Source organism: Terrirubrum flagellatum, assembly GCF_022059845.1.
GTDB lineage: Bacteria > Pseudomonadota > Alphaproteobacteria > Rhizobiales > Beijerinckiaceae > Terrirubrum > Terrirubrum flagellatum.
This window is the reverse complement of the sequence record NZ_CP091852.1, coordinates 402034-426741: the sequence shown is the minus strand read 5'-3', so window position 1 is coordinate 426741 and position 24708 is coordinate 402034. Positions and strand designations below refer to the sequence as shown.

The following is a 24708-nucleotide window of genomic DNA, read 5'->3' as shown; positions in this document are numbered from 1 at the left end:
TATGAGTTCGCAAGCCGCGCTTCCAACCGTCGACATCACGACGCGTGACCATCTGAGGCGGCTGCGTCAAATCCGGTTTGGATCGGCCTGGCAGGTGACTCTTACCCTCGCCTTTGTCGTCGTCGCGCTGTGGATTGGCTGGCGCATTCTCGACTGGGCGTTGGTGAAAGCGACGTGGGTCGCTTCGGATCGCGCCGGTTGCGCCGCGGGAGGCGCGTGCTGGGCGTTCGTTCTCGCGCGCATGGATCAGTTCATGTTCGGATTCTATCCCGCTGGCGAACGTTGGCGCCCGGCGACGGCGCTGCTTCTTCCCCTCGTATTGTTCCTGATCGCTTCGATTCGACCGTTTCCTCGCCAACAGGCGTTCGTCGGTCTGGCGCTGTTGACTTCGCCCATGATCAGTCTGGCTCTGCTCGCGGGCTGGGCGCCTGGAATGACCGCCGTCGGCTCCGACAAATGGGGTGGCCTGAGCCTCACCTGGATGATCGCGTCTACGAGTTTCGTCGCATCGCTGCCGATCGCGGTGTTGCTGGCGTTGGGACGCCGTTCAGAAATGCCTGTCATCAGCGGGCTTTGCACAATGTTCATCGAGCTCTGGCGCGGCCTTCCTCTTGTCGCCATCCTGTTCCTGGCCGTCATTCTGTTGCCGCTTGCGCTTCCGCCGGGCGTTACGGTCGGGCGCTTCGAGATGGCGACCACGGCGCTGACTGTCTATACCGCTGCTTATCTCGCGGAAGTCGTGCGCGGCGGTCTGCAGGCGATCCCAATCGGCCAAATCCGCGCCGCTCGCGCGATCGGTTTCGGATATTGGAGGACGCAGCGCTACATCCTGCTGCCGCAAGCGCTTGGAAAAGTCCTGCCGGGGGTCATCAACACCGCGATCGCGCTGGTCAAGGACACGAGCTATGTGATGGTCGTCGGCCTGTTCGACTTCATCAATATCGTCACGGCGGCGCTGTCAGATCCGAAATGGCTCGGCTCTCCGATCGAGGGATATGCGTTCGTCGCCCTGATTTACTGGATCGTCTGCTTCTGTCTGTCGAGGTGGGGACAAAAAATCGAGCGCAACACCGCCGGCGCTCGCGGGCTCGAGCGAGCGGGTTGAAGATCATGCAATCAACGCCTCTGATCTCCGTTGACCAGGTCAGCAAGTGGTATGGGCCCCGACAAGTCCTCATGGATGTGGCGTTCGGCGTCCAGCCCGGCCAATGCGTGGTCCTGTGCGGCCCGTCCGGCTGCGGAAAGTCAACTCTTCTCCGCTGCATCAATGGCCTTGAGGAATTTCAGTCCGGTCAGATTCTGCTGGACGGCGTCGACGTGGCCGCAAACGCGGATCGACGCAGTCGCATGGGCGCGCTCGCCGGCATGGTGTTTCAGGATTTCAATCTGTTCCCGCACCTGACCGCGCTGGAGAATATCGCGCTCGGCCCGACCGTGCTGCGCAAGACGCCCAGGCGAGAAGCGTTGCAGCGCGCCGACGCGCTGCTCAACCGCGTCGCGTTGCGATCGGTCGGCGATCGATACCCACACGAACTGTCCGGCGGACAGCAACAGCGCGTCGCGATCGCGCGCGCGCTGGCGATGGACCCGAAGGTGATGCTGTTCGACGAGCCGACTTCGTCCCTCGATCCTGAAATGGTCAAAGAGGTCCTCGACGTCATGAAGGATCTGGCGCGATCGGGAATGACGATGGTCTGCGTCACGCACGAAATGGGGTTCGCGCGCAACGTCGCCGATCAGGTGATTTTCCTGACGGACGGCTGCCTGTGCGAGCGAGCCGCGCCTTGCGACTTCTTTTCAAATCCGCGAACGCCTGAGGCCGTCCGCTTCCTCGAATGCGTGCTGCATGCCTGATGCGGGGCTGCACACAGCGACCGAAACGCCGGCGGACGCTGGCGACGGCGCGATTCGCAAGGATGCGCCGGCCGCATCTCTGAATCCGAGATTTGCCGGCTTTCGCTGTATTCGCTGCGGCGCAGATTTTCCCACCGCCGACTATCCGGAAGGATGTCCAATTTGTCTGGAGCGAGGCTATCCCGCGAGCGTCGCTGCGGCTTTCAGCCCGCTGCCGCGGATTGACGCCCTTCCTTCGAAGCGCGGCATGCGGCGATTCGCAGAGCGGTTGCCGTATCGCGATTTCATTTCTCTCGGCGAAGGCGATACGCCGCTGGTCAGTCTGCCACGCCTTGCGGCGGAGTTTGGCGTCGCGAACCTTCACATCAAGCTTGAAGGCGCAAATCCGACCGGCTCGCATAAAGATCGCATGAGCGCGCAATTCATCGCGCGCGCTCTGGATCGCGGCGCATCAAGTGTCGTCGCCGCTTCCAGCGGCAACGCTGGCGTGTCGCTTGCCGCCTATGCTGCTGCTGCAGGAATTCGATGCGTCATTGTCGCCACAAACAAGATCAGTTCGGCCTGGCGCAACGCGATCGAAGCGATGGGCGCAACAGTGACGATCGTCGACGACCCGCTCGAACGCTGGCGGTTGATCAAGGACAAAGTCAAGTCCATGGGCTGGATGTCAGCGACCAATTATCTTGATCCCCCCGTTGGAAGCGAGCCCTTCGGTGTTTCAGGATATCGCACTCTGGCGTATGAGCTCGCGGAAACTCCGCTTTCGGCGGCCGCTGATACAATCATCGTTCCGACAGCCCGGGGAGATCTTTTGTGGGGCCTTTATCAGGGCTTCCATGAGCTTATGGCGGAAGGAATTCTCCCCCGCATTCCCAGGCTGGTCGCTGCCGAACCGTTTGCGCGACTGGAAAAAGTCATGGCGGGCGCCGATTATCGAAGTCATTTTGAAGGAGCGACAGCGCTCTCCTCAATTGGCGGCGTCACCGTGACATATCAAAGCCAGCTTGCTGTCGAGCGCTCGGGAGGAACCGTGGCAGCCGTCGACTCAGACCAGGCGTTGCGCGATGTGGAGCGTCTCGCCCGAAACGGCGTTTATCTCGAATCTTCTGCGGCCGCCTCCCTTACGGCGCTACGCGCCTTGCGCGAGCGCAAATGGCGCGCTCTGACAAACGTCGTGCTGATCGGCACCTCGCACGGCTTCAAGAATTCAGCCAATTGAATGAGGCCGGATTCGGAGGCCGACCACCGACGCAGAGTGGAATAGCGACATCGCGCGTCAGCGGCGTCGACAAAATCTCGCCATAGAATGCCGTCGAAATCACCACAGCGTCGCGATGTCGCGACGCATCGCGAACGCCGCGCAGCAAAAATCCCGAGCTTGCCAGTCGAGCCATGGGCCGGCAATCTCGGCGCAGCAAGACGCTCGGCAGGCGTGCAGAAATATTAACTCGTCCGGCGACAGAATATGGGAAGTTCGGAGTCATGATTATGCGTAATGGACACGCCGATGCCGGCGAGATGAACGAGGTCGCCTTGCCCGAGCGTCGCGAGGGATTTCTCAACCGCCGGTCGCTTCTTGTCGGCTCGGCTGTCAGTCTCGGCGCGCTCGGGCTGGCCGGTTGCGCGACAGACGGCATGAGCCTCGCCGAGGCGGAGAGGGTCTACGGGCCCGTGCCCGATGAGAAATTCCCGATCCCCGCGGTCGATGTCACCAAGGTCGATCCGAAATATTTTCGTCGGACCGTTCGCTACGACACCAGGGAAGCGCCCGGCACGGTCATCGTCGATCCCGGCAATTACTATGTCTATCGCATCGAGGATGACGGATCCGCCACCCGCTATGGCGCCAATGTCGGCCGCGACGGTTTCCGGTGGAGCGGTGACGCCTATGTCGGGCGGAAATCCGAATGGGCGACCTGGACGCCGCCCGCGGAAATGATCAAGCGCCAGCCTGAGGCGGCCAAATACGCCCGCGGCATGCCGGGCGGCCTCGACAATCCGCTCGGCGCCCGCACGCTTCATCTCTATCAAGACGGCCGTTACACGCTCTATACGATCTACGCCAGCAGCGATCCTGAATCGATCGGCTCGGGCATCACCAGCGGCTGTGTCGGCCTGCTCAGTCAGGACATGATCCACCTCTATAACCGCACGCCGGTCAAGACGAAGGTGGTCGTCCTGCCGGCATAGCAATCGTCGGTCCCCGTTCAGGCGACGCCGGCGCCGGCGGCGCAAAGAGCAAACCTGTTCTCGGAGTCGGGGCGATTGTGCGTGTGGGCGACCTTTAGAAGGTCGCCCACTGCTCCAGCTCAACCAGGTTTCTCGTCGCCAATCGGCTCGCAGAAGTTCTGACGGCGGGCGATAACCCTGTTATTGCGGCGATAGAGCGAATGCATTGCGCCGCGCCGATCGCATCTGCGACATTCGCTCCGGGCGGCCCACTCCACCTTGGCCTGGGTCGTTCCCCGCCGGATCGAGCAGGCCTGGGCTCGCCACGCGCCGACCTCAAATCGGAATCAGCGACCGGCCTCCCTCGGGAAACCGTGGCTGTGGAACACAGACACAAATCTGTTAAACCTGACCAATAGGGCAGCTTGTCATGTGTTCACAGGGGAGATGACCGCAGATGAAGACCTTTCTCAAACAGAGCCTGATGGCGACGGTATCGGCGTCGCTCATCCTTGCCGGCATGTCCCCGGCCTTCGCGGAGCCCTCTGCCGAGCTGATCGCCGCGGCCAAGAAGGAAGGCCAGCTCACCGTCATCGCGCTGCCCCATGACTGGTGCGGCTACGGCCCGATGATCGCGGCGTTCAAGGCGAAATACGGGCTGACCGTCAATGAGTTGAATCCGGACGCCGGCTCAGGCGACGAGATCGAGGCGATCAGGGCGAACAAGGGCAATACCGGCCCGCAGGCGCCCGACGTGATCGATGTCGGCCTCTCCTTCGGCCCGACCGCGAAGAAAGACGGCCTGATCCAGCCCTACAAGGTCTCGACCTGGGCTTCGATCCCCGACAGCGCCAAGGATGCGGAAGGCTTCTGGTATGGCGACTACTATGGCGTTCTCGCCTTCGAGGTGAACAAGGACATCATCAAGACCTCGCCGGCGGACTGGGTCGATCTGCTGAAGCCGGAATACGCCAATTCGGTTGCGCTGGCGGGCGATCCGCGCACGGCGAACCAGGCGATTCAGGGCGTCTACGCCGCGGGCCTCTCCGCCGCCAAGGGCGATGCTGCGAAAGCCGCCGCCGAGGGCCTGAAGTTCTTCTCCGAGCTGAACAAGAAGGGCAATTTCGTTCCGGTCGTGGGCAAGATCGCCTCGCTGACGCAAGGCGCCACCCCGATCATCATCCGCTGGGACTACAACGCGCTCGCGGACCGCGACAATGGCAAGGGCACCAGTATCGATGTCGTCGTCCCGGCCTCGGGCGTCGTCGCCGGCGTCTATGTGCAGGCGATCAGCGCCTATGCGCCGCATCCCAACGCCGCCAAACTCTGGATGGAATATCTTTACTCGGATGAGGGTCAGATCGGCTGGCTGAAAGGTTATTGCCACCCGATCCGCTTCAAGGATCTCGCCGACAACAAGAAGATCCCGGCCGACCTTCTCGCCAAGCTGCCGCCGGCGGCGGCCTACGATAAGGCGGTCTTCCCGACGCTCGCCGAGCAGGACTCGGCGAAAACCGACATCACCAAAGGCTGGGACAGCGTCGTCGGCGCGGCCGTCAAGTGAGTTTTGGCTGGCGCGCGCCTTGTAGGCGCGCGTCCCGCGAAATAGCGTCGGGCTTGCGTGAGCAAAGCCCGATGCTGCTCACATCCCCGTTCTGATCGGCCTTTGATGAGCACAACTGCAACGACGCCGCCGCTGGCGAATGTCGACGCGAACAGTCGCGGCGCCTTCAACTGGGCCGTGTTCGGCATGGCGCCTTTCGCCATTTTCGCGGTGCTGTTCCTGATCCTGCCGACTGCGCTCCTGCTCATCCGCGCCTTCGAGGCGCGAGACGGGAGCATCACCGTCGACAATCTCGCCGAGATCTTCCGGCAACCCTCGATCGTCAAATCCTTCTGGCTCAGCATCGAGATCAGCGCGGTCTCTGCGATCGGCGGCGCGTTTTTCGGTTTCTTCATCGCCTACGCGATCATCCTTGGCGGCCTGCCCTCCTGGGTGCGCGGCGCTGTGATGACGTTCGCCGGCGTCGCCTCGAATTTCGCTGGCGTGCCGCTGGCCTTCGCCTTCATCGCGACGCTGGGACGCGTCGGCCTCGTCGCCTTCATCCTGCGCGACTGGTTCGGCGTCAATTTCAACGCGACCGGCTTCAACCTCTACACCTTTGCCGGCCTCTCGATCGTCTATCTCTATTTCCAGATCCCGCTGATGGTGCTGGTCTTCGTGCCGGCGCTCGAAGGCCTGAAGCGCGAGTGGAGAGAGGCGACGGCCGTGCTCGGCGGCACGAATTACCACTATTGGCGTCATGTCGCGCTGCCCGTGTTGTGGCCGAGCATCCTGGGCTCCACATTATTGCTCTTCGCCAACGCCTTTGGCGCGGTCGCGACGGCCTATGCGCTGACCGGCTCTTCGCTGACGATCGTGCCGATCCAGCTCTTCGCGCAGATTCGCGGCGATGTGCTCAACAATCCCGGCCTCGGCTACGCCATCGCGCTCGGCATGGTCATCATCACCACCATCACGAGCGGCGGCTATATCCTGCTGCGAAACTGGAGCGAGAGGTGGGTTCGATGAGGCCGAAGACGCTCGTCGGCTGGCTCATCATCGTGCTCGCCACGATCTATTTCGTGATGCCGCTGATCGCGACGCTCGAATTCGCCATGCGGCAATTGCCGGCCGGCGCAGCGCGGGGCTGGTTCCTGTTCGGGCGGCCGCACAGTTTCGACGCCTTCCTGTCTTCCGTCGTCAGTCCACGCTTCCAGAGCGATTTCCTGCGTTCGGTGGCGCTGGCGATTGCGGCGATTGTCTTCGGCATTCTGCTGGTGGTGCCAACGGCCTATCTGATCCGGCTCAGATTTCCCGGCTGGCGCTCGCCGGTCGAATTCGTGACATTGCTGCCGCTGGTCATCCCGGCGATCATCATCGTGTTCGGTTATAGCCGGCTCTATCTCGCAACCCCGTGGTCGCCCTTCAACAAGTCGCCTTTCGCAACCGACGTGCTGCTGACGATCGGCTATGTCGTGCTCGCGCTGCCCTATATGTATCGCTCGGTCGATACGGGCCTGCGGGCCATCGACGTGAAGACGCTGACAGAAGCCGCGCAGAGCCTTGGCGCCAGCAGCCTCTCCATCCTGTTCAATGTCATCCTGCCGAACGTGCGTTCGGCGGTGCTGAGCGGCGCCTTCCTGACATTTGCGGTCGTGATCGGCGAATTCACCTTCGCCAGCTTGCTCGCCCGGCCCGTCTTCGGCACCTACCTGCAGGAAATCGGCGCGAACCAGCCCTATGAACCGTCAGCGCTGGCGCTGATCGCATTCTTCATCACATGGGCCTGCATGGGCCTGATTCAGGTCATTGGCCGGCCGCGCGGCGCGGCGCCCGCCCGCTGAACGACGAGCGAGAAGCAAATATGGCGTTCCTCGAAATCTCGACGCTGAAGAAGAGCTACGGCGACAATCAGGTGGTCAAGACCTTTGACCTCAGCGTCGAGCGCGGCGAATTCATCACGCTGCTCGGGCCATCGGGTTGCGGCAAAACCACTGTGCTGCGCATGGTCGCCGGCTTCGAAACGCCCTCGTCGGGCTCAATCCGCATGGACGGCCAGGAAGTCAGCCAATTGCCGCCGAACCAGCGCAATGTCGGCATGGTGTTTCAGGCCTATGCGCTGTTCCCCAACATGACGATCGCCGAGAATATCGGCTTCGGCCTGAAGATCGCGAAGCGCCCGCAATCCGAGATCAAGGCGCGCGTGCAGCAGATGCTGGACATGATCAAATTGCCGCAGATCGCCGACCGCTATCCGTTCCAGCTTTCCGGCGGCCAGCAGCAGCGTGTCGCTCTTGCCCGCGCCATTGCCGTGCAGCCGAAAATCCTGCTGCTCGACGAGCCGCTCTCGGCGCTGGACGCCAAGGTGCGCGTCGCGCTGCGCGATGAAATCCGCGCGGTGCAGCGTGAACTCGGCATCACCACGCTGTTTGTGACGCACGATCAGGAAGAGGCCATGTCGGTTTCCGATCGGATCGTGGTGATGAGCGAGGGCCGCATCGAGCAGATCGGAGCGCCATTCGAAATCTATAACCGGCCGCGGACGCGCTTCGTCGCCTCCTTCGTCGGCACGCTGAACCTGCTCGAAGGCCGCGTGCTCGATCCCGCCGGCAAGATCGAAGTTCAGGGCCAGGAGCTCATGGTGGCGAGCGGCTTTCCCCAGGCGAAAGCAGGCCACACCGCGACGCTCGCGGTGCGCCCGGAAGCGATCACCATCGGCGACGGCGTGGAGAACGCGAACCGCCTTTCCGGAGAAATCGACAACGTCGCTTTCCAGGGCGCCATCGTGCGCATCCGCGTGCGCTGCAAGGACAAACTGATCTCACTCGACAGCTTCAACACGCCGAATTCGCCGCCACCGGAAATCGGCAGCGCCGTGACAATCTCGTTCCCGCGCGACATCCAGGTTCTGGAATCGGCGTAAAATCGCGAACGCAGTTCCGTAGCCGGAAAGAAAACTACAACTACAATGCCCGCGAGAATCAGTTTGGCTTGTTGCGCGCCAGATATCCGCAGATCCTCGTGAACGCACCTACCGCAAACTGACCACCTCAGATGCCGAGATAGGCGCGGCGGATGTCAGGATTGTCGCGCACCTCGGCCGCGGTTCCCGACAGGATCACGCGGCCTGTCTGCAGGACATAGGCGCGGTCGGCAATCTCGAGGCTCTCGTTCAGGCGCTGCTCGACCAACAGCACGGTCACGCCTGTTTTTCTGATCGCGAGCACCGCCTCGAAGATTTCATCGACCAGCTTCGGCATGATGCCCTGTGACGGCTCATCGAGCATCAGCAGCCGCGGACGCGTCATCAGCGCACGGCCGATCGCCAGCATCTGCTGCTCGCCGCCCGAGAGCGTCTGCGCGCGCTGCGGCAAACGTTCTTTCAGACGCGGGAAGAGCGCGAACACCTGGTCGAGCGGCGCTTCACGGTCCGCCTTGCCGCGATGGAGATAACTGCCGAGGCGCAGATTATCGGCGACGGAAAGACGCGGAAACAGGCGCTTGTTCTCGGGGACGTAAGCGACGCCGCGCGCCGTGATGAGATGACCGGCCTCCCCCTCGATGCGCGCGCCGTCGAACGCGACTGTTCCCGTCCGCGGCCGCTCCATGCCGGCGACCGTTTTGAGAAGCGTCGACTTGCCAGCGCCGTTCGCGCCGGCGACGACGACGATCTCCTGATCCGCGACATTGAGCGACACGTCGGAGATCGCGACGAGCCCCTGATAAGCCGTCGTCAGGGACGTCACCTCAAGCAGCACAGCGGCGGTCTCCGAGATAGGCGGCGATCACATCCTCGTTTCTTACCACGTCCGTCGGCGCGCCTTCGGCCAGCAGCCGGCCGAGATTGAGCACCACGGCGCGATCGACGAGCGGCATCACGATCTCCATGACATGCTCGACCATCACGATGGTCACGCCGCGATCGCGCACACGGCGCACGAGTTCGACGCCCAGCCGCGCCTCGCTCGGCGTCAGTCCTGTCATCACTTCGTCGAGCAGAAGCAGCTTCGGCTCTGTCGCCAGCGCCCGCGCCACTTCGAGCCTGCGTTTTTCCGGCGGCGTGAGCTCGCCGGCCGATGCGTCGGAACGATGCGACAAGCCGGCGAAATCCAGCGTCTCGATCGCAAGTCGGCGCGCGACGGACGCCGAGCCATGGCGCGCGAAACCGCCGACCATTACATTCTCAAGCACCGTCATCGAGTCGAACGAGCGCGGCACCTGGAATGTGCGCGCGATGCCGGCGCGGCAGCGCGCCGGCGCAGTCAGCCCGGTGATGTCACGCCCCTCAAACAGAATGCGGCCCGCCGTCGGCTCATAGGCGCCAGCGATCAGATTGAAGAGAGTCGACTTGCCGGCCCCGTTCGGTCCAATCAGACCGAGAATCTCGCCGCGGCGCACATGCATCGAGACGTCCGAATTCGCGACGAGGCCGCCGAAACGCTTGGTGACATTGTCGACTTCGAGCAGAACGTCCGCGCTCATGACGCCGCTCCCTTGCGTGCGCGGGGCGCGAGACTCGTCAGCCCTTCGGGCCGCGCCAGCGCGACCACCATCACGAGCGCGCCATAGATCACGAGGTCGAGACCCGAACCCGAACCGCCGAGATAGCTGCGGGTGATTTCAGTCAGCGGAATGAGGATGAATGCTCCGGCGACCGCGCCCCACAGCGTGCCGATGCCGCCAAGCACCGCAGGCAATGCGAACAGCAGCGAGAAGCGGAAGCTCATCACGCTTTCAGGATCGATGTAGGAGACGAAGGCGGCATAGAAGGCGCCGCCGATCGCGGTGAAGAAAGCCGAGAGCGCCGCCGCCGCCATCTTTGAACGGAAGACTTCGACTCCGAGACTCTCCGCAGCTTCGGGATTGTCCTTCACCGCGCGCCACCAATAGCCCCAGCGTGAATCCTCGATCATCCAGGTGACCAACCATGTCGCGATGAGAAGGCCGAGCGCGAAATAGACATAGGGCAATTTGTTGCGCGCGAACTGCAGCGTCGCCCAGCTATCGGGGCCGAATGGCCACTGGATGCCGAGCGCGCCGCCGACGAAATCCCAGTTGTGGACGAGCAGCAGGCCGATCTCGGCGATCACGATGGTCGCGATCGAGAAATAGTGGCCCTTCAGCCGGAAGCAGAGATAGCCGAGCATCAGCGCGATGATCGCAGACATCGCGCCCCCAACGAGCATGCCAGCCCACGGCGTCACGCCGTAATTCACGAAGAGCACGCTCGTCGCATAGGCGCCGACGCCGAAATAAAGCGCGTGGCCGAGCGAAATCTGTCCGCAATAGCCGCCGAGGATGTTCCAGCCCTGCGACACGGCGGCGTACATCAGCGTCAGCACCAGCACGTTCAGGAGATAGACGTCGGAAAGCGCGAGCGGGATCGCGGCGATTGCGGCGAAGACGATCGCGGCCGCGACGAGCTGCCTGATGCGGCGCGCTGCAAAGGCGGCCTGCTCCGCGGGCGTGGCTGTGAGAGCCATGGCGTCGCTCATCACAGCCTCCCGAACAGGCCGCTTGGCCTGATGAACACAACGCCGAGATAAAGCGCATAGACGCCGATCGATTTCAGCGCAGGAGGCAGCACAATCGCCGTTATCGCCTCGACGACGCCGACAATCATGCCCGCCGCAAGCGCGCCGAACACGCTGCCGAAGCCGCCGAGCGCAACGGTGACATAGGCGATCAACGCGAAGGCCGAACCTACCTGCGGATGGATGTAGTAGAAGATTGAGAGCACAACACCGGCGAGACCAACAAGCGCCGCTCCAAGACCCCATCCAATCGCGAACACCTTGTTGCGGTCGATGCCAACCAACGCAACCGCGCCCTGATCCTCGCGCGTCGCTTCCAACGCCTTGCCGAAATCGGTCCGCGTCATCAGGAGATAGAGTCCCGCGAAGGCGACGATCGAGACGAAGCCGCCGAAGATTTGCGGCAATGGCAGAAAGACGCCTCCCACCTCAAACGTCTTGCCGCCGAGCCAGGAGGTCTGGATGTTGCGGTAGTCCGGCGTGAACAGATACTGCGCCGCGCCCTGGATCAGGATCGCGAGCCCGAAGGTCGCAAAAATCTGCACCATGCCGGCGTTCGCCTTGGCGCGCATGGCGAAGCGCACGACGCCGAGATAGGCGAGCCCGCCGACGCAAAACATGAGCGCCGCAACCAGCGGCGCCAGCACGATCGGGTCGAGCGCTGTCAGGAGAACAAGCCCGAAGGCGGCGTACATGGCGATCATGAGAAATTCGCCATGGGCGAAATTCACCACGTCCATCAGACCGAAAATCAGCGAGAGGCCGACTGCGATGAGGGCGTAGATCAGCCCCATCAGCAGCCCGCTCGCCAGCACCTGCAACAGCGCTTGCGTCGTCATTCCAGAAATTCCATCGCGCCTGCGCGTATCACGCGTTCATCGGCCAGAGCGGTTCGGCGACCGCAACTGTCGACGGGAAAATGGTGACGAAACTGTCCTTCACATATTGCAGCAGCACGGGGTCGGCACAGATGTTCTGGCCATCTTCGCCGAATTTCACGCGCGACCACGGCATGAAAGTGCGCTCGCCTGGAATGTCGGTGGCGGCCAGCGCGTCGCGGATCTTGGCGCCGTCTACCGTCTTTGCGCGATCGATCGCGTCGGCGAGGACCACCATCGCCATCACCTGACGCGACGTGTTGTCGTTGAGGTCGCGGCCGGCGCGCGTCTTGTACATGTCGTTGATCGTTTTCACCATCGGCCGCTTCGTCGCCATGTCGAGCGAGAAGCTGGCGCGTGAGATCAGGCCCTGCAGCTTGTCGCCGACAGCATCGAAGACGACCTTCTCGGAGAAGCCAGCCGCCTGCGCCACGATGTTCTTCGGCTTGTAGCCGAGTTCCGCCATCGTCTTCACCATCAAGATCGCGTCCGTGGTGTAGGTCGAAGGCATGACCACGTCGGCGTCGACATTCTTGAGCTGCTGGATTTCCGCGGTCAGCGATGGCGAATTCGAACGATATTTGATGTCGGCGACAACCTTGAATCCGAGATCGCCAGCCAGCTTGCGTTGCACGTTCGAGGAGTCGGTCCCGAAGATCGTATCTTCGAAGAACAGGCCCACCGTCTCGATCTTTTTGCCTTTCTTCTTCAAATTATCGAGAAACTGAAACATGGCGCCCGAGAACATCTCATCATGCGCGGCGGGCCGGAAGAAGAACTTCATGTTGCGACGATGCAGGCTCGGAGACGAGGAGTCCGCACAGACAAAGGGAACGCCGTAACGTTCGCATGTCGCACTGACGGTCGCTGACACCGCTGAATGATAGGCGCCGACAATGGCCGCGACCTTGTCCTGCGTGATCAGACGCTCGGCTTCGGAACGGCCCTTCTGCGGATCGCCCTGATGATCGGCGTAGACGAGCTTCACTTTTGCGCCGCCAAGGCCCGGCAGACCGGCGTTCCTGGCGGTCGGCAAGTCGAGATCATGAGCGTTGTTGATCAGATCGGCAGCCGTCTCGAAGGCGTGCTTGGCGTCGACGCCGATCTGCGCGTTGGCGCCGGAGAGCGGATAGATGACGCCGATAGTGATTTCCTTCGCGCCCTGCGCCAGCGCGCCGCGCGATCCGATCGAAACACTCGCGGTTGCGGCGGCAGACGCGCCAGCGAGAAGAATGTCCCTGCGATTCATCTCTCACCCCTCCTTATATGAATCCTGAACCAACGACGATCGCGCGATCGTCTTCACAGCACCGCGAACTCCGTGTTTCGACGGTCCGTCACCAGCATGCAGCCGGGCGCATGCGTGATTGCGAACTCCACTTTCGCTGCTGCGATCACTGATTGCGGCGTCACGCCGCACGCCCAGAATGTCGGCAATTCGTCTTCGCGGATAGAGACCGCGTCGCCATAGTCGGGCTTCGATAAATCATTCACGCCGATCAGATGGGGCAGACCGATATGCACCGGCGCGCCGTGGACGGCGGGAAAGCGCGTCGTGATCTGGATTGCGCGGATCGCCTGCGCCGGCATCAAAGGCCGCATCGACACAACCATCGGCCCAGCGAAGCGCCCTGCCGGCGCGCAGGGAATATTGGTGCGGTACATCGGCACGCGCACGCCGCTTTCGATATGGCGGAGCGGAATTCCTTCGGCGGCAAGAGCCTCTTCAAAGGAGAGCGAGCAGCCGATGACGAAAGCTACGAGATCATCCCGCCACCAGCGCGTCGCATCGGCCGTCTCTTCAACGAGTTCTCCATTCCGCCAGATGCGATAGCCGGGAAAATCGGTGCGGATGTCGAGATCGGCGCCAAGCGACGGGACGCGGAAATCGCCGACATCGGAGACTCCGATCACCGGACATGGGCGCGGGTTGACCTGGCAGAAGCGCAGGAAGTCATTGGCGAGATCCTTCGGCAGCACCGCGAGATTGCCTTGCACGAAGCCGGGCGCAACGCCGGCGGTCGAACCGGTCAGCGCTCCCGACCGGCAGGCGAGCCGCGCTGCGCGAGCCGGTTCGGCGCCCGGGCCAATCGATGGGATCGCGATGTTGCTGGTCATTTGATCACGCGGCCCGGCGACTCCACGCGCTGGCGCGTGGCCCGCCAGAGCGCTCCCCTCACTCCGTCCCAGCCATTCAGCCGCTTCGCCATGCCTGCGTCCAATTATGATTCAGGATCGATTTCGATAAGCTGCGCTTATACATCGCCGACAAGAAGCAGATTTCATGCCGTGACGGCGATCTCGCGGGCGAGTTGGGCGAGCGGAGCGGCAAGCCCGCCGCCAAGCTGAATGGGATAGGTGGCGGTGAAGTTCAGCGCCGGCAGCGTCAGAGCGGTCTCGACCAGGCGCAGGTCCCCGCGCGCCAGTTCCGCGCTGATCACAACCGGCGGAATGACGCTCAGCCCGATCTTGTCCATTGTCATACGGACGATGGTGGAGAGCGACGAATTGCTGAAGATGCGCGGCGACGGCAGATGCGGAGCGCTCAGTCCCTCGTACAACAGCAGATACGGCGCCGTGCTCTTGGGGTAAGTGATCAAGGGATAGGCGAGAATATTCTCATGCGAGAGCGGTTCGGGTCCCAGCACGAGACCGGGTGCCGCGACGAAGGCGAGCGGGTAATCGCACAGCGGCAGGTTCGACATGTTCGGCTCGCTGACCGGCCCGAGCAGAAAGGCCATGTCGATTTCGCGATCGACGAGCGCGTTGCGCATGACCGGCGAAACATCAACGCTGATGTCGATGACGATGTTGGGATAGACCGCATGAGCGCGTTCGATGAAACGCGCGAGCCAAGTGTGAACGATCGTCTCCGACACGCCGAGGCGAACAACGCCGCTCATCGCCGCCGGCGTCGCAAGCGCGCTCATCATGTCCGCCCGCAACCGCAAAAAGCGCTCGGCGTATTCGACGAGCGCGCGCCCTTTCGCGGTGACGCTGATCGAGCGTGACGTACGCTCGAACAACCGCGCGCCAAATTCCGATTCAAGCGCCGAAATGCGCTGGGAAACCGCCGGTTGGGTCGTGTTAAGCCGCTCCGCGGCCTTGCGGAAACTCTGCAGATGGGCCGCCCAATACAGAACCTCGAGACTGCGAAAATCGGGCACGACGCCTCCGCGTTCGGCCGCGGTTTCCCCGGAGTCCCGCCGGGACAGGCCGGACGCAGATTGGAAGGCGGGCCGGCGGCCTCAACAAACCAACCTCATTCAAGACCGCATGGTCAAGATCCAGACAATCGCTGGAACTTTGTTGCGTTCTAGTCGATCGAGCGCTCCAGCCATGCGCCAAGTAGCGAATTGACGCTCGCGGGGTCCTCGATCGGCGAGCAATGGCCGCATTCGGCGAGGAGGTGAAGCTCGGCGCCTTTCACCGCTGAGGCGATCTCCCATGAACAGGCTGGCGGCGTACGCTGGTCATGCGTGCCGCAGATCACGAGCGTCGGGCAGCGAATGCCGCCGAGCAGCGGGCGGCTGTCGGCCCGACTGATAATCGCCTCCTGCTGCGTCCGGTAGAGGTCGACGCCGAGACGGTCATTCATCTCTTCCATTTCTGCGAGCGTTTCGGCCGACAGCCGATCCGGCCGATAGAAGCTTAGTCCCATCTTCTGGCGCCACGCCACCGACGGAGACTCGCGCTCGGCAAGAGCAACGCTCTCGCGCCGTTCAGCGGCCGCGCCGGGCGCGTCAGCGCGCGCAGATGTGCTGATCAGCCCGAGACGCGCGACGCGCGACGCCGCCTTGCGCATGATTTCGAATGAGATGTAGCCGCCCATGGACCAGCCCACGAGCGCGAACCGCGGGGGCAGCCGCGCGAGAATGCAGTCGGCCATTACGGCGATCGAAGCCTTTGCAAAGTGATCTCGCGGCGTGATCACGAGATGACGTCGCGAAAAATGCTCAATCTGACGTTTCCACGTCGTCTCATCTGCGAGCAGGCCTGGAATAAGCACGAGGGGAAGGGCTTCTTTCATGTATGCTCCTGAAGCGGGCGCGATCCTGTTGCGAGTGCGCCTAGCGGCCGCCGTTCCTAGTCAGCCGCGGATCGAGTCCATCGCGTAGCGTGTCGCCAAGGATGTTGATCACGAGGATGAGCGCCGAAAGGAAGAGTCCGGGGAAGAAGATGATCCAGGGCGCGATCTGGAAATATTGCCGTCCAAGCGCAATGATATTCCCCCAGCTCGGAACTTCGGGCGGCGCGCCTACGCCGAGAAAGCTGAGAATGGATTCGGTTATGATCGCGGAGGCGCACACATAGGTCGCCTGCACGGCGAGCACGCCGATCGTGTTTGGCAAGATGTGCAGGAAAAGGATTCGTGACGTCGTTGCGCCCATCGCGATCGTCGCGGCGACAAAGGGCTGCTCCCTCAGCGTGAGCGTGACGCCGCGGACGATGCGCGCCATGCGCGGCGTTTCCGTGATGGTGATGGCGACGATCACGGTGGCGATTCCTCCGCCGAGAACCGACACGAGCGCCACCGCGAGCAGGATGCCCGGAATCGCCATGAGGCCGTCCATGATCCTCATGATGATTTCGTCGCCCCGGCGGAAATAACCGGAATAGAGGCCAATCAAAACGCCGACAGCGGTCGTCAACAATGCGATCGAAACGCCAACGATGAGCGAGTTGCGTGTTCCGACCAGCGTGCGCGCGAAGATGTCACGCCCGAGATGATCTGTGCCGAACCAGAATTCCTCCCCGGGCGGCTTGAGGCGGATGCGCGTGTTGATTGTGAAATAATCGCCGACAAGCAGCGGTGCGACGATCGCCGTGATCACGAAGGCGGCGAGCGTCGCCAGGCATGCGACTGTCAGTGAATGAGCACGCAGGGAGAAGTTACGGCCCTTCGCGACGGGAGCAACCGGCTCTGGAGATGCGTCGAAAGCGATCGTCATGGAGTTGCTCAGGAGCGTATGCGTGGGTCGAACAGCGCATAGCTGAGGTCGACGGCAAGATTGATGAGTATGAGCAGCGCGGAGAACATCAGGATCACGCCTTGAACAATGGGGTAGTCGCGATGAAGGATCGCGTCGATCGTCAGGCGCCCGACTCCTGGAATGTTGAAGACGGATTCCGTCACCACGACCCCGCCCACCAGCGCGGCGAAGCTGACGCCGATCACAGTCATGACGGGAACCCCCGCATTCTTGAGCGCGTGAATCCAAAGCAGCCGCGCGGTCGCGGCGCCCTTGGCGCGCGCTGTTCGCATGTAGTCTTCCGCCAGGATCTCAAGCATGGCTGCGCGGGTGACGCGGGCGACAAGCGCCGAGAAGACGAAGGCCAGTGTGACGCTCGGCAATGTCAGGCTGTGCAGGCACGCCGCGAGGCCAGATGAAATCGGCTTGTAGCCCTGCACCGGAAACCAGCCGAGATTGATCGAAAAGACGTAGATCAAACCATATCCTACGACAAAGGCGGGAACCGAAAAACCAAGCACCGACATGCCCATAGCCAGTCGATCAATCGGCCTTCGGGCTTTCCATGCTGCAAGGATTCCGAGAGGCACTGCGATCGCAACGGACAGGATTGTCGTGGTCAGCGCCAGCATAAGCGTCGGTTCAAGACGCTGAGCAATGAGCCGCGCCACGGGCTGATCGGAGAAGACGGAAAACCCCAGATCCAGATGAAGGAGATTGATCAGCCAGATGGCGAATTGCAGATAGAGAGGCTGGTCGAGGTGAAGCCGCGCACGGATGCGTGCGATCTGCTCAGGTGAGGCGAGATCGCCGGCCACCATAGCCGCCGGATCGCCCGGCGACAGGTGGAGCAGCATGAAGACAGCGATCACCACGCATCCCGCGACAGGCAGAAGCGCGAGCAGTCGCAGCGCTATATATCTGATCATTTGCGCCGGCTCTGCAGGAGGAAGAAGGGGCGGCGTTCACGCCGCCCCAACTCTTCAGTTGGGCTTGGACACGTTCCAGAAGCTTGAAACGGGACCATCCAGAAGCCCCTGCAGCTTTTTGGATTTCGCGCCGACGATGAAGTTCTGACCCATGGGGATGAAAGTCACGATATCATTGGCGCGCGCCTGAAGCTTGATCGCAGTCGCCTTCCGTTCTTCGTCGGTGCGCGCGGCAAAAAAAGCGGCCCTCAGCTTCTGAAGCTCTTCATCACATGGCCAGCCAAACCACGCGCTGTCGCACGCGCCGGTGACGAACACGTTCGTCGCCGGGTTCATGAGATCGACGCCGCCCCAACCCGTGGAGAAGATGTGCCATCCGCCCTGGTTCGCTGGCGCTTTGCTCGCACGCCGCGAGAAGACGGAAGCCGCATCGATGCGCTGGTCATCGACGACAAATCCCGCCTTTCTCAGCGCCTGCACGGCCACCGTCATATAATCGTCGAACTCCTTCTGGTCGCTCTGATGGAGCACGATGATCGGCGTTCCATCGTAGCCTGCTTCTTTGAGAAGAGCTTTCGCCTTGTCGAAGTTCTGGTTCATGTAACGCTCGCTATTGACATCGGTCTCATAGGGAGCGCCGCAAAAGAATATCGCGGGACAAATCTTGTAGAGCTTGGTCTTATCCCCGAAATAAGCTTCCTGAAAATCCTTCTGGCTCAGCGCATATTGCACCGCCTGACGCATCTTGACGTTGTCGAACGGCGGCTGCTTGTGATTCAACACGACCTGCACGCTCTTGCCGAGCGGATCGCGGATCATCATCTCCACATCCTTGCTGCGCTCGATCAGAGGCAGCATGTCGGGAGGCACGCCTTCCATATAGTCGATCTCGCCGGCGAGCAGCGCGTTCACCGCGCTGACCTCGTCCGGAATGTGGATGCGTTCGATACGATCAATTTTGGCGATTTTGCCGCCCGCCATGAAGCTCGCTGGCTCCGATCGCGGAACATAGTTCGGATTCCTGACATAGACGGCTTTTGCGCCTGGCTGCCACTCATCCATTTTCATCATGTAGGGGCCGGATCCGACGGGCGTTGTCACGTCCTTGTCCGGCGGCGTCCTGGCGAGCCGTTCGGGCATCATGAAGGGCACATAGGACGAGGGCTTGCCGAGCGCGGTCAGCGTCAGCCCCCAAGGCTCCTTCAGCACCAGTTTGAAGGTTTTGTCGTCGACCTTTTCGAATCGATCGAGATATTTCTTGAGTTCGCCGCCGAGAGGATCCTTTGTCATCCAGCGTTCGAGGGAGGCGATGCAATCGGCCGATGTCACGTCGCCGCCGTCGTGCCATTTCAGACCATCGCGAAGGGTCAGCGTATAGATTTTCGCATCGGCGCTGACGTCGTACTTGCCGACCATCTGCGGCTGGACCTTGTAATCCTTATCCATGGCGAACAGCGTGTCCCAGACGAGATACGCCATGTCCCGAACCGGAAAGCTTGAAGTCCAGATCGGATCGATTTGCTTGAGATCGCCGACCATCTTGATGCGAAGCACCGATTCCGCTGATGCGGCCGCGCCGCCAGCGAGCAGGACGCCGGTCGCCGCCACAGCGCGAATCCAGCTTCTTCCTGTCATCCAAGTTTTTTTCATATCTACCTCCCGCCTTGATTTTTTCGGAGCCCCGCGTTGCGAAAGAAGTCGCGGCGTCGCGGGGTGAAGTCCTGCAGCGCGGAGTCGCCGACGAGCACGTCGCTGCTGGGAAAGAAATGCGCGTTCACCGGAAGGATCGCGCTGCCGACAAGGGCGGCGTCCTGTCCCAAGCGGCTCATCCGCAAGCGGGGAGCATCGGACTTCGTCTCCCCGGAGAGCCGGCGTTCGAGGCGATCCACAATTTCAAGAACAAGAAACTGCGGAAGCGCGCTGTCGATGATGACGGTTTCCACCGGCACAACCGCAAAACAGGCCGTCAGCCCTTCGACCAACGCTTCGATGCAATCATCGACCCATTCCTGGATGACGCCTCGCGCCTGATCCAGCACGTTGGGCAGTTCAGAAACGGCGCGTATCGTGAATCCATGCAGGCCCAGATGTCGAATGAGGCCGTCAAGCGAGGCGCGGTCGTCGAGGCGACCACCGGCGCGACTGTCGGCATGCGCCAGACGACTTGGGCCAACCGGAATCGCGCCGAGCGTCGAGGTGTTACCGTGGGCGCCTCCGAGCAGATTGCCGCCCATCACCAATGCGCCGCTAATGTGCGCGCCAATGGACACGTAGAGGAAATTCTCGAAGTCCTGGGCTTCGCCGAGCAGATATTCTGCGATTGCGGCAACCCGCGTTTCATTTTCGACGAAGACTGCGAGCCCGCTGGCCGCTTTGAGCTCCTTTGCGAGGTCGATGTCGGCCCATGACGCGGCGACTTCCGGCGGGAGATGGGCTCTCCCCTGCCCGTACCAAAGCGCGTGAGAAAGAGCGACGCCGAGCCCCAGCGTCCGTTCCAGAGTTACTGGACCATCTTTAAGAAAGGCTCGATACCCTTCGGAAGCAAAGGCGCTGACCTCGTTGAAATGAGGCGGCATGGCGCGGGCCTGGCGAGCGCGGATGTTGCCCTCGAAGTCGACGAGCACCAGTTCCGCAGACGCCGCGCCGACCCGTAAGCCGCAGGCGAAAACGCCGTCTGGATCAATCGCATAAAGCATGGAGGGCTGGCCGACGCGCCCTGCCCTTTTTCCAACCGGCCTCACCAATTGGCTTTGTAGAAGGCCATCAACGATGTCGACGACGGCCTGAACGGTCAGACCGGATGCGTCAGCCAGCTCCTTCTGAGAGGCCTGTCCCAGACGACGGAGCTGCGTAAGCAGGACGCGTTCGTTGAACATCCGCACGCGGACGGAATTCGCGCCTCTTCCCTTGCCACGCACCGCTTGTCTCCCCGACGACAAGGATGCATGTCGCGCCCAGGGAGTCAATAAATCAAATTTAATTATTAAAGGTCTTTGGGGTAACGGCCAATCGCCTGCGCCAAGAGCCCCACGGCGCGCTCGGCTTTCTCCGACCATAGCGAGAGCGATGGAGCAGCGCAGAACTCAGGTCCTGCGCATTGATCGTGATCAACGCCGCATACGACTGTGTTTAGCGCGGAAGCGAAACCGAGCAGCTCTGGCCGCCATCGACAGGCAGCGCGACGCCGGTGATGAACTGCGCATCATCGGAAGCAAGAAACACGGCTGCGTTCGCCACGTCCCACGCCGTGCCCATGCGGCCGAGAGGCACGGCTGCAGCGCGCGCCGCCACCATTTCCTCTGACGAGGCGTACTGGCTCGCGATCTGCTTGTAGATCAGCGGCGTGTCGATCATGCCCGGCATGATGCAGTTGGCGCGCACGTTATGCGGCGCATATTGCAGCGCCAGCGCGACCGTCGCCTGGTTCACAGCTGCTTTTGCGGCGTAATAGGCGAAATAGGGATAACCCGTCCATCGGATCGCGGCGAGCGAGGAGATGTTGACGATCGCGCCGCGCTTTTGCGCGATAAAGTGGGGCAAAACGGCTTTCGCCGTGCGGAACACGGAACCAAGATTGATGTCGAGATTACGCCGGAATTGATCCTCGTCGAGATCGGTCGGGCCCCCATGGAGCACGACGCCGACATTGTTATGCAGGATGTCGATGCGCCCGTAGCGTGCGATCGATTCATTCACCACGCGCGAGACCGCTGCATTGTCGGTTGCATCAGCGGCGACGGAGATCGCGTCGCCGCTTTCGCCGCGGATGATGTCAGAGGTCTCAGCGGCGGCCTCCTCGACCATGTCGACGCAAACGACGCGCGCGCCGGCGTGCGCATAAGCGACCGCCGACGCCTTGCCGTTGCCCCAGCCGGGGCCGGAAGAACCCGCGCCGAAAACGATCGCGACGCGATCCTGCAATCGTTGGGATATGCTCACAGGAAGCCGATCGAGAACCAGGGAACGGCGGCGACGAGAACGAGGCCGGCGAGCAACGCCAACATATAGGCCCAGATCGGCCTGATGCCTTCGTCGGGGCTCACTTTGCCGATGGCGCAGGCCGCATAATATCCGACGCCGAAGGGCGGCGCGAACAGGCCAAGCCCCATCGCAAGCACCACCACCATCGCATAATGCACCTCATGGATGCCGACGAGTTTCGCGATCGGAAACAGCAGCGGGCCGAACAGCACGATCGCCGGAATGCCCTCCAGCACGCTGCCGAGCACGATGAAGGCGACGATGGACACCGCCATGAAACCAATCGCGCCGCCCGGGAGATGGGTCATGATCTCCACCAGCGTGCGCGAGAAGCCGGATTGCGTCAGTCCCCACGCCATCGCGGACGCCGCGCCGATAATGATGAGGATCGCGCCGGAGAGGGAAGCAGTGTCGACCAGGATGCCGCCAAGGCGCGACCAGTCGAACTGGCGATAGACCAGCACGCCAACAATGATCGAATAGACGATGCCGATGGTCGAGACCTCCGTCGCCGTCGAGACCCCTTCGACGACGGCCGCGCGGATGAGAAACGGCAGCGCCAGCGCCGGCAACGCGATCAGCAGGCTCCTCATGATTTCAGGCCCGGTCGCCTTCGTCACATGGCTGAGATCATCATTGCGATAGCGGCGCGCGACGACGATGCAGAGGCCGGCTGCAAGCACAAGTCCGGGCACAAGTCCGCCGGTGAAGAGAGCCGCTATCGAGACGCCCGTCACCGAACCGATCGTGATGAGCACGATGGACGGTGGGATGGTTTCGGTCTGCGCGCCAGTGGCGGAGAGCAGCGCAACGAGATCTCCGGGTTTGGCGCCGCGCGCCTTCATCTCCGGGAACAGCGCCGGCGCGACCGCCGCCATATCGGCGGCTTTCGAGCCGGAGATGCCGGAGACGAGATACATCGCGCCGATCAGCACATAGGAGAGTCCGCCGCGCACATGGCCGAGCAGGCTCGCGAGAAATCGCACCATGGCTTTCGCCATACCGGCCATCTCGATCAGCAGGCCGAGAAAAACGAAAAGCGGCACGGCGAGCAGGATGATGTGCGACATGCCCTCATCCATGCGGCCGACAAGCGTCATGGTCGGCACGCGCGTCGTCAGCGCGAGATAGCCGAAGGTCGCGAGCGCAAACGAGAATACGATCGGCACGCCTGAGAGCACGGATACGCCGACGCAACCCACGAAGAAAATAACAAGGTTGATGTTGCCGAGCGGCTTCAGCGCCGGGCCGAGCATCCAGAACGCCGCAATCACAGCCGCGACGAAAGTGAGCGCGCCAGCGGCATGAAAAAGGCTCGTACGATCAGCAAGGCGCAGCAAGGAGAAGGCGATCATCAGTCCGACGCCGGTCGGAAAGGCCGCGGCGCGCCATGCGTTGGAAATCTCCATCGCCGGCGTGACGATGAAGCTTTCCTCGTAGGCCCAGTGATAGGCGGGACCGGCGATGAGAACGAGGAAGCCGAGGCCGGCCGCAATGGCCAGCGCATCGAACAGCGCGCGTTTGCGCGGCTCAAGGCCAGAAATGAGCGCGGTCATGCGCATATGCTCGCCGCGCCTCAGCGCGATCGCCGCGCCAAGCATCGCGAGCCAGAGAAACAGGGTCGAGGCGAGCTCGTCCGACCAGACCAGCGGTTTATGCAGGAGATAGCGGGCGACGATTCCGGAGAAGAGGACGACGACCTCGGCGACGACAAGGATCGCCGCCGGGATCTCAACCAATGCGCCGAGCCCGCGATCGATCATCGCGAGAGCGGAGCGCCCCGTGGGTGCGGAGGCTTCCTCTGCGATCGCGAACTCGGAGCCCGCCTGCATCAGCCGAGCGCGCCGACCGACGCCTCCAGGGTCTCCCAAGCCTCGGCGCCGAATTTTCCTTTCCATTCGGAGTAGAAGCCGGCGCTCTTCAGCTTCTCGCGGAAGAGCGCGCTGTCGACCGTATTGAATTTCATGCCCTTCGCCGTGAGGTCGGCCTGCACTGTGTCGGTGAGCTTCGCGACGTCGGCGCGTTCGAGAAGCGCCGCGGCGTTGATATGCTTCGCGACCACTGTGCGGATATTCTCCGGCAACGCCTCCCAGTTCGCGCGGTTGGCGAGAAACCAGAAGCCATCCCACATATGATTGGTGAGCGAGCAGTAGCTCTGCACTTCGTAGAGCTTCGCCGTCGACACGATAGCGAGTGGATTTTCCTGCCCGTCGACCACCTTCGACTGCAGCGCGCTGTAGACCTCGTTGAAGTTGATCGTAGTCGGCGAGGCGCCGAACGCCTTGTACATCGATGTCCAGAGCGGCGACGGAGGCACGCGAATCTTGAAGTTCGCGAGATCGGCCGGCGACGCAATCGGCTTGTTCGACGAGGTCGTGTGGCGGAAGCCGTTGTCCCAGGGCTTCTCGAAGGCGATCAGCGCGCGCGACTTGGCGATTTCAGCGCGGACATATTCGCCGAGCTTGCCGTCCATCGTCTTCCAGACCGTATCATAGTCCTTGAAGGCGAAGCCGACGCCATTGATCGAGGCCGCCGGCACGAAGGTCGAGAGGATGAGGCCCGACAAGGTGAAGAAATCGACGGCGCCGGAACGAATCTGGCCGAGCGTATCGGTGTCGGAGCCAAGCTGGCTCGACGGAAAGATCTGCAGCTCGAAGCGACCGCCTGTCTCTTCCTTGATCTTCGCGGCGGCTTCCTGCGCACGGATATTCAGGGGATGGGTGAGCGGCAGGTTGTTGGCGTATTTGTAGGTGAATTCAGCGGCGCGCGCCTTGCCGATCATGAATGTCGAAACGCCCAGCGCCGTCGCGCCCGCCGCCAGACTGCGGCGCGAAATCTTCGTCATCT

At 62.3% G+C, this 24708-nt stretch carries 23 protein-coding genes; 8 read left to right on the top strand and 15 right to left on the bottom strand.

What is annotated here, in order from left to right; genetic code table 11:
* Position 1 precedes the first annotated feature (1 nt).
* The 8 genes from L8F45_RS28520 (at position 2) to L8F45_RS28485 (ending at position 8489) form a co-directional block, all read left to right on the top strand.
* On the top strand, positions 2-1105 hold the full coding sequence (locus L8F45_RS28520) for an amino acid ABC transporter permease (RefSeq protein ID WP_342363775.1): 1104 nt from the start codon (positions 2-4) through the stop codon (positions 1103-1105).
* Positions 1106-1110: 5 nt separating this feature from the next.
* A complete protein-coding gene (locus tag L8F45_RS28515; RefSeq protein WP_342363774.1) occupies positions 1111-1854 on the top strand; it encodes an amino acid ABC transporter ATP-binding protein in 744 nt (247 codons plus the stop codon).
* Positions 1847-3073, top strand: a complete 1227-nt coding sequence (locus tag L8F45_RS28510; protein WP_342363773.1) for a threonine synthase — start codon at positions 1847-1849, stop codon at positions 3071-3073. The genes L8F45_RS28515 and L8F45_RS28510 overlap by 8 nt, the downstream gene beginning before the upstream one ends.
* Before the next feature lie 263 nt (positions 3074-3336).
* On the top strand, positions 3337-4044 hold the full coding sequence (locus L8F45_RS28505) for a L,D-transpeptidase (RefSeq protein ID WP_342363772.1): 708 nt from the start codon (positions 3337-3339) through the stop codon (positions 4042-4044).
* A 463-nt stretch (positions 4045-4507) separates the two neighbouring features.
* Positions 4508-5587 (top strand): ABC transporter substrate-binding protein, encoded by a 1080-nt coding sequence (locus L8F45_RS28500; RefSeq protein WP_425330063.1) that lies wholly within the window; start codon positions 4508-4510, stop codon positions 5585-5587.
* Between the two features lie 102 nt (positions 5588-5689).
* Complete coding sequence (locus tag L8F45_RS28495; protein ID WP_425330054.1) at positions 5690-6595, top strand: ABC transporter permease; 906 nt, start codon at positions 5690-5692, stop codon at positions 6593-6595.
* On the top strand, positions 6592-7410 hold the full coding sequence (locus tag L8F45_RS28490) for an ABC transporter permease (RefSeq protein ID WP_342363979.1): 819 nt from the start codon (positions 6592-6594) through the stop codon (positions 7408-7410). The genes L8F45_RS28495 and L8F45_RS28490 overlap by 4 nt, the downstream gene beginning before the upstream one ends.
* Before the next feature lie 20 nt (positions 7411-7430).
* Positions 7431-8489, top strand: coding sequence for an ABC transporter ATP-binding protein (locus L8F45_RS28485; RefSeq protein WP_342363769.1), 1059 nt, complete (start codon positions 7431-7433; stop codon positions 8487-8489).
* Between the two features lie 127 nt (positions 8490-8616).
* Here the strand turns inward: L8F45_RS28485 and L8F45_RS28480 are convergent, their stop codons facing one another.
* From L8F45_RS28480 to L8F45_RS28410, 15 genes are all read right to left on the bottom strand, one after another.
* Positions 8617-9324 carry an ABC transporter ATP-binding protein gene (locus L8F45_RS28480; protein ID WP_425330053.1) on the bottom strand — a complete coding sequence of 236 codons (708 nt, stop codon included), beginning with the start codon at positions 9322-9324 and terminating at the stop codon, positions 8617-8619.
* Entirely contained in the window at positions 9314-10048 is a 735-nt protein-coding gene (locus L8F45_RS28475) for an ABC transporter ATP-binding protein (protein ID WP_342363768.1), read from the bottom strand. Before L8F45_RS28475 ends, L8F45_RS28480 begins: the two co-directional genes overlap by 11 nt.
* Entirely contained in the window at positions 10045-11061 is a 1017-nt protein-coding gene (locus L8F45_RS28470; protein WP_342363767.1) for a branched-chain amino acid ABC transporter permease, read from the bottom strand. Before L8F45_RS28470 ends, L8F45_RS28475 begins: the two co-directional genes overlap by 4 nt.
* Positions 11061-11939, bottom strand: a complete 879-nt coding sequence (locus L8F45_RS28465; protein WP_342363766.1) for a branched-chain amino acid ABC transporter permease — start codon at positions 11937-11939, stop codon at positions 11061-11063. The genes L8F45_RS28470 and L8F45_RS28465 overlap by 1 nt, the downstream gene beginning before the upstream one ends.
* Positions 11940-11967: 28 nt before the next feature.
* A complete protein-coding gene (locus tag L8F45_RS28460; protein WP_342363765.1) occupies positions 11968-13227 on the bottom strand; it encodes an ABC transporter substrate-binding protein in 1260 nt (419 codons plus the stop codon).
* Between the two features lie 53 nt (positions 13228-13280).
* On the bottom strand, positions 13281-14096 hold the full coding sequence (locus tag L8F45_RS28455) for a putative hydro-lyase (protein WP_342363764.1): 816 nt from the start codon (positions 14094-14096) through the stop codon (positions 13281-13283).
* Between the two features lie 164 nt (positions 14097-14260).
* Positions 14261-15145 carry a LysR family transcriptional regulator gene (locus L8F45_RS28450; protein ID WP_342363763.1) on the bottom strand — a complete coding sequence of 295 codons (885 nt, stop codon included), beginning with the start codon at positions 15143-15145 and terminating at the stop codon, positions 14261-14263.
* Between the two features lie 149 nt (positions 15146-15294).
* The gene (locus L8F45_RS28445) at positions 15295-16008 is read right to left on the bottom strand and encodes an alpha/beta fold hydrolase (RefSeq protein ID WP_342363762.1); all 714 of its coding nucleotides are present in this window, start codon (positions 16006-16008) and stop codon (positions 15295-15297) included.
* A gap of 40 nt (positions 16009-16048) precedes the next feature.
* On the bottom strand, positions 16049-16930 hold the full coding sequence (locus L8F45_RS28440; RefSeq protein ID WP_342363761.1) for an ABC transporter permease: 882 nt from the start codon (positions 16928-16930) through the stop codon (positions 16049-16051).
* Between the two features lie 8 nt (positions 16931-16938).
* Positions 16939-17880 carry an ABC transporter permease gene (locus L8F45_RS28435; RefSeq protein ID WP_342363760.1) on the bottom strand — a complete coding sequence of 314 codons (942 nt, stop codon included), beginning with the start codon at positions 17878-17880 and terminating at the stop codon, positions 16939-16941.
* Positions 17881-17934: 54 nt separating this feature from the next.
* Positions 17935-19530: an ABC transporter substrate-binding protein gene (locus tag L8F45_RS28430; protein ID WP_342363759.1), complete on the bottom strand. Its 1596-nt coding sequence runs from the start codon at positions 19528-19530 to the stop codon at positions 17935-17937.
* Positions 19531-19532: 2 nt separating this feature from the next.
* Positions 19533-20798, bottom strand: coding sequence for an ROK family transcriptional regulator (locus L8F45_RS28425; protein ID WP_342363758.1), 1266 nt, complete (start codon positions 20796-20798; stop codon positions 19533-19535).
* A gap of 211 nt (positions 20799-21009) precedes the next feature.
* Positions 21010-21813, bottom strand: a complete 804-nt coding sequence (locus L8F45_RS28420; RefSeq protein ID WP_342363977.1) for an SDR family NAD(P)-dependent oxidoreductase — start codon at positions 21811-21813, stop codon at positions 21010-21012.
* A 2-nt stretch (positions 21814-21815) separates the two neighbouring features.
* A complete protein-coding gene (locus L8F45_RS28415; RefSeq protein ID WP_342363757.1) occupies positions 21816-23693 on the bottom strand; it encodes a TRAP transporter large permease in 1878 nt (625 codons plus the stop codon).
* Positions 23693-24706: a TRAP transporter substrate-binding protein gene (locus L8F45_RS28410; protein WP_342363756.1), complete on the bottom strand. Its 1014-nt coding sequence runs from the start codon at positions 24704-24706 to the stop codon at positions 23693-23695. Before L8F45_RS28410 ends, L8F45_RS28415 begins: the two co-directional genes overlap by 1 nt.
* Positions 24707-24708 lie beyond the last annotated feature (2 nt).

Bases quoted from the DNA above. Each gene is read 5' to 3' on its own strand.
- L8F45_RS28520 (WP_342363775.1), top strand. From the start codon at position 2: ATGAGTTCGCAAGCCGCGCTTCCAACCGTCGACATCACGACGCGTGAC.
- L8F45_RS28515 (WP_342363774.1), top strand. From the start codon at position 1,111: ATGCAATCAACGCCTCTGATCTCCGTTGACCAGGTCAGCAAGTGGTAT.
- L8F45_RS28510 (WP_342363773.1), top strand. From the start codon at position 1,847: ATGCCTGATGCGGGGCTGCACACAGCGACCGAAACGCCGGCGGACGCT.
- L8F45_RS28505 (WP_342363772.1), top strand. From the start codon at position 3,337: ATGATTATGCGTAATGGACACGCCGATGCCGGCGAGATGAACGAGGTC.
- L8F45_RS28500 (WP_425330063.1), top strand. From the start codon at position 4,508: ATGGCGACGGTATCGGCGTCGCTCATCCTTGCCGGCATGTCCCCGGCC.
- L8F45_RS28490 (WP_342363979.1), top strand. From the start codon at position 6,592: ATGAGGCCGAAGACGCTCGTCGGCTGGCTCATCATCGTGCTCGCCACG.
- L8F45_RS28485 (WP_342363769.1), top strand. From the start codon at position 7,431: ATGGCGTTCCTCGAAATCTCGACGCTGAAGAAGAGCTACGGCGACAAT.
- L8F45_RS28475 (WP_342363768.1), bottom strand. From the start codon at position 10,048: ATGAGCGCGGACGTTCTGCTCGAAGTCGACAATGTCACCAAGCGTTTC.
- L8F45_RS28470 (WP_342363767.1), bottom strand. From the start codon at position 11,061: ATGAGCGACGCCATGGCTCTCACAGCCACGCCCGCGGAGCAGGCCGCC.
- L8F45_RS28465 (WP_342363766.1), bottom strand. From the start codon at position 11,939: ATGACGACGCAAGCGCTGTTGCAGGTGCTGGCGAGCGGGCTGCTGATG.
- L8F45_RS28460 (WP_342363765.1), bottom strand. From the start codon at position 13,227: ATGAATCGCAGGGACATTCTTCTCGCTGGCGCGTCTGCCGCCGCAACC.
- L8F45_RS28455 (WP_342363764.1), bottom strand. From the start codon at position 14,096: ATGACCAGCAACATCGCGATCCCATCGATTGGCCCGGGCGCCGAACCG.
- L8F45_RS28445 (WP_342363762.1), bottom strand. From the start codon at position 16,008: ATGAAAGAAGCCCTTCCCCTCGTGCTTATTCCAGGCCTGCTCGCAGAT.
- L8F45_RS28440 (WP_342363761.1), bottom strand. From the start codon at position 16,930: ATGACGATCGCTTTCGACGCATCTCCAGAGCCGGTTGCTCCCGTCGCG.
- L8F45_RS28435 (WP_342363760.1), bottom strand. From the start codon at position 17,880: ATGATCAGATATATAGCGCTGCGACTGCTCGCGCTTCTGCCTGTCGCG.
- L8F45_RS28430 (WP_342363759.1), bottom strand. From the start codon at position 19,530: ATGAAAAAAACTTGGATGACAGGAAGAAGCTGGATTCGCGCTGTGGCG.
- L8F45_RS28415 (WP_342363757.1), bottom strand. From the start codon at position 23,693: ATGCAGGCGGGCTCCGAGTTCGCGATCGCAGAGGAAGCCTCCGCACCC.
- L8F45_RS28410 (WP_342363756.1), bottom strand. From the start codon at position 24,706: ATGACGAAGATTTCGCGCCGCAGTCTGGCGGCGGGCGCGACGGCGCTG.